Annotated in this window: 1 protein-coding gene; it reads right to left on the reverse strand. The window is 41.1% G+C overall.

Translation table 11 applies throughout. The features are described from left to right. Positions 1-5,226, reverse strand: a 5,226-nt coding sequence (locus tag FKV70_RS25660) for a non-ribosomal peptide synthetase (protein ID WP_142614963.1), incomplete at both ends; no start/stop codon positions are given.

Below are 5,226 nucleotides of genomic sequence, written 5' to 3' on the forward strand. Positions count from 1 at the left end.
TCCCACTACACTATCAGGTTTTATTCCCTTTTCTCTTAATTTTCTGGCCAGTTGGTTTGCCTTTTCGTTTACTTCCTTATAAGTCAGCTGTTTATCTTCAAACACTACAGCAATATTATTGGGTGTCCGTTCCACCTGTTCCTCAAAAATCTGATGGATGGTCTTTTCCCGAGGGTATCCTGCTTTTGTATTATTAAATTCATATAATATTTGATGTTTTTCGTCTTGTGACAGCATATCAATTTCTAATAGCCTTTTTTCAGGAAAGGCTGCTGCCTCTTCCAATACATTAAGGTAATGGGCAATAAGCCTTATAACTGACTCTTTCTTAAACAACCTGGTAGCATACTCCAATTCAAATGCAATACCGTCCTCTGTTTCCTCAGCGTTTAAAGTCAAGTCAAACTTGGATATTCTTACTTCACTGTCATAGGGCATAAACCTTAGCCCATCCATCTTCACTTCTGATGCCTCGATATTTTGCAGTACAAACATAGTATCGAAAAGTGGATTTCTGCCCAGATCCCTTTCCAGGTTAAGCTTATCTACCAGTTCTTCAAATTGGTAATCTTGGTTTTCGTAAGCCCTTAAGGAGTTTTCTCTTACTTCATTAAGGAAGTCCACAAAAGTCTTTCCACCTTGAGGGTGATTCCTCATGGCTAGCGTGTTTACAAACATACCAATAACGTCCTGAAGATCAGTATGCGGCCTTCCTGCAACGGGACTTCCAACTATAATATCTTCCTGTCCGGTGTACTTGGATAAAAGGACATTGTATGAAGCTAAAAGTACCATGTAGAGCGTGGCACCATTATTCACTGCAAGTTTGTTCAGTTTAACAGCAAGCTCCTTGCCTGCTTTGAAACTGATCACATCTCCCTCAAAACTCTGTATAGCTGGCCTAGGGTAGTCTAGCGGCATATTAAGCAAAGGAATTTCTCCTTTGAATACTTGGAGCCAGTATTCTTCCTGCTTACTAATTGTCCCATCAGCAAACAGCCTGTTCTGCCATACGGAAAAATCCTTGTACTGAATCTTAAGTTCCGGAAGTTCCTTACCTTCATACAGGCTCATAAATTCTCTTACCAGTATGTCGTCAGACACCCCGTCAGATATAATATGGTGCTTATCAAACATCATAATATATCTGTCTTCTCCAACTTTTATAAGCCCAACCCTAAGTAAAGGAGCCTCATCAAGGTCAAAGGTCCTAATAAATTCACTGGCTATTTTCGCAGCTCTTTCCTCATCGGTTTCCATATACATAACACTAAAATCCACATTGCTATGGACCTTTTGTACCGGTTTACCATCTATCATATGGAATGAGGTACGGAAAGACTCATGTCTGTCAACAAGCTCCCTAAAAGCCTGTTCAAAGCGCAGTTTATCGAGTTTGCCTTCAATTAGCATAATACCAGGCATGTTGTATGCCATCCCAACTGCGTCAAGCTGGTTTAGAATATACAGCCTTTTCTGGGCGGATGAAATTGGATAGTACTCCATCTCCCCAGCCGGCCCAATAGAATGAAATACACTCTCCTTTGCAATCTTGATGCACTCGGCAACTTCAGACATATTTGGGCTCTTAAATATTTCTTTAAGCGGTATGTTTACATTGAACTCTTTGTGAATCCTGGCAATAAGATTTGCTGCCCTTAAGGAATGTCCCCCCAGCTCAAAGAAATTGTCGTTTCTTCCCACTTTCTCTATACTAAGGATATCCTGCCACAACCCCGCAAGTTTCTCCTCCACTTCACCCAAGGGTGCGACATACTCTATTCCAGCATCGATATTGCCGTCAGGTTCGGGCAATGCCTTCCTATCTATTTTGCCATTGGGAGTCAGCGGCAGCTTTTTTAACTGCATAAAATAGGATGGTATCATATAGTCTGGAAGGTCCTTTAAGAGATGTCCCCTTAGTTCTGCTATTGTTAATTCATTTTCCCCTGCCACATAGGCACACAGATACTTGTTTCCCTTCTGATCTTCCCTTGCAATAACCACTGCTTCCTTTATTGAAACGTGCTTTAGCAGTTGTGCTTCTATTTCCCCCAGCTCTATTCTAAATCCCCTTATCTTTACCTGATGATCTACTCTTCCTAAAAATTCCATATTCCCATCAGACAGCCATCTGGCCAGATCCCCTGTACGATACATCCTTTCCCCTGGTATAAACGGGTTAGGTACAAATTTTTCAGCTGTCAGTTCGGGCCGGTTTAGATATCCCCTTGCAAGCCCTTCTCCCCCTATGCACAACTCACCCAAAACCCCTGTAGGCTGAGGTCTCAAGTGTTTGTCAACAACGTAGTATTTTATATTTTGCATTGGCTTTCCGATAGGTACACTCCCGGATTCCAAATAGCTTCCCAGTCTCTTTTCGTAATAACTGGAATCTATGGTGGACTCAGTAACCCCATAGCTATTAACAACCCGCAGTTTCTCTCCATACCAGGATTGTAATCTTTCATAATCTTCCACAGAGAGAGTATCTGATCCAAGTATAAGCAACTTGAGGCTATCAATAATCAAAGCATTATCATGGATATAATCCATAAGAGGAATAATCAGTGCCGGTGTGGATTCAAAGATGGTTATTTTATGGGTTTTAATAAGTGAATATAATCGTGCAGGATCGTATCTCTCCTCGGATGAACAAATAACCATTTGGCCTCCGTTGAGCAGCGTTCTCGAAACATCTCCCACAAATACATCAAAAGAAAAACTTGCGATTTGCAACAGCTTTACATCCATATCCGCAAGCCTATATTCCTTTTTCCATGCGTAAGATATGTTGACAAGACTTCTATGCTCTATCATGATCCCCTTTGGCTTTCCTGTGGTTCCTGATGTATAAATGACATATGCTAAATTACAAGATTTATTAATGACAGGAAGATTTTCTGTTCTCCCGTTGTAATTCACACAGTCATCAAAGCTTATAATATCAAGATCAAATTTAATTTTTTCTTTATGATGTTCTTGCGTAAGAATAATTCCAGCCAAGCTGTCATCGATCATATATCTGATTCGTTCTTCAGGATATTCGGTGTCTATGGGTAAATACGCGCCTCCTGCTTTAAATACAGCAATTACACCTATTATCATTTCTATGGACCGGTCTACCATTATAGCTACTACACTGTCAGGTTTTAATCCCTTGTCCCTTAAGATCCAAGCCAGTTGATTGGCCTTTTCATTAAGTTCTCCGTAAGTCAAGTATTTATCTTCAAATACTACTGCTATGTTATCAGGCGTCTTTTCCACTTGTTCTTCAAATAGCTCTTGTATGGTCTTATCCTTAGGATATTCTACTTTTGTATCATTGAAGCCATAGATTATTTGCTGTTTTTCCTCCTGGGACAACATATTTATTTCCGACAACCTTTTAAACGGATTTGCGGTTATCTCTTCCAACACGTTAAGGTAATGAGCCGCCAACCTTTTTAAAGTCTCTTTTTTGAAAAGCCGAGTACAATATTCAAAGCTAAAAGCCATACCATCTTCACGCTCTATTGCATCAATGGATAGGTCAAATTTTGATATTCTATACTCTAGCCCGTTATTAAAAGGTCTGAAGCTTATACCAGGTACTGCAAATTCTACCTTAGAGGCATTTTGCATGGTAAACATAGTATCAAACAGTGGGTTTCTGCTCATGTCCCTCTTCAAGTTAAGCTTCTCAACCAGTTCTTCAAATTGGTAATCCTGATTGTCATAAGCCCTTAGAGCGTTTTCTCTTACTTCATTCAAGAATTCTACAAAGGTACTATCTCCCTTGGGGTAATTTCTCATAGCCAAGGTATTTACAAACATACCAAGGATATCCTGCAGGTCTGAATGTGGCCTTCCGGCTATAGGGCTTCCAACGATTATGTCTTCCTGTCCGGTGTGCTTAGACAGCAATATGTTGTATGCCGCGAGCAGTGTCATGTAAAGCGTAGCCCCATTATCCCTTGCAAGCTTGTTTAATTTATTCGTAAGCTCACTGCCTGCTTCAAAGCTAAAAAAATCCCCTTCAAAGCTTTGTATTACAGGCCTTGGATAGTCTAGCGGCATATTCAGTACAGGTATTTCTCCCTGGAATGCTTGGAGCCAGTATTCCTCCTGGCTGCTAATTCCGCCCTCATCAAACAGTTTATTCTGCCATACAGCGTAGTCCTTGTACTGTATCCGAAGTGCTGGAGGGTTGTTTCCTTCATAAAGATCCATAAACTCACGAATCAGTATGTCCATGGAGACACCATCGGATATAATGTGATGCATATCAAACATCATAAGATGCCTGTCTTCTCCCGTTTTTACAAGCTCTACCCTTAGCAGAGGAGCCTTGCCAAGATCAAAAGGTCTGGCAAATTCCCCAGCATACTCTGCGGCTTTTTCTTCGTTAGTTTCAAAGTACATCACGCTGAATTCCACATGGTCATGAACCTTCTGGACCGGGTTACCATCGATCATGTGGAACGATGTTCTAAGAGTCTCATGCCTTTTTACCAACTGCCTGAAGACTTCCTGGAAACGCGCTGTATCAATGCTTCCTTCCAGCAGCATAATACCAGGCATGTTGTATGCTGTCCCTGCCCCTTCAAGCTGGTTTAGTATATACAGCCTTCTTTGTGCAGATGACATAGGGTAGTATTCCATTTCTCCTGCCGGTTGGATTGACTGATATAGGCTCTCCTTTGAGTCTTTAATATATCTGGCAATTTCTAAGATGGTTGGTGTCTTGAATATTTCCTTAAGAGGTATGTCTATATTGAACTCTTTGTGAATTCTTGCTACAAGGCTTGTTGCCTTTAACGAGTGTCCCCCAAGCATAAAAAAGTTATCATTTCTTCCTACCTTCTCTATTCCAAGGATATCCCGCCACAACAGCGCAAGTTTCTCCTCTATTTCTCCCGAAGGTACTACGTATTCTACGCCGGTATTAACATTGCTATCGAGCACAGGCAATGCTTCCCTGTCTATTTTTCCATTAGGGGTCAATGGCAGCTTTTCCATCTGCACAAAGTAGGAAGGGATCATGTAGTCCGGGAGCTCTTTTGACAAGTGTTCCCTCATCCCCTGTACGGTTATTTCTTGATCCGGTACGACGTATCCACAAAGATACTTATTTCCGTCAGCTCCTTCTTTGTCCAATACCACTGCTTCTTTTATTGTTTCATGCTTTAATAACCGGTTCTCTATTTCACCCAGTTCTATCCTGTAGCCTCTTATCTTTACCTG

The sequence above is a fragment of the Paenibacillus ottowii genome (genome assembly GCF_006874425.1).
Lineage (GTDB): Bacteria > Bacillota > Bacilli > Paenibacillales > Paenibacillaceae > Paenibacillus > Paenibacillus ottowii.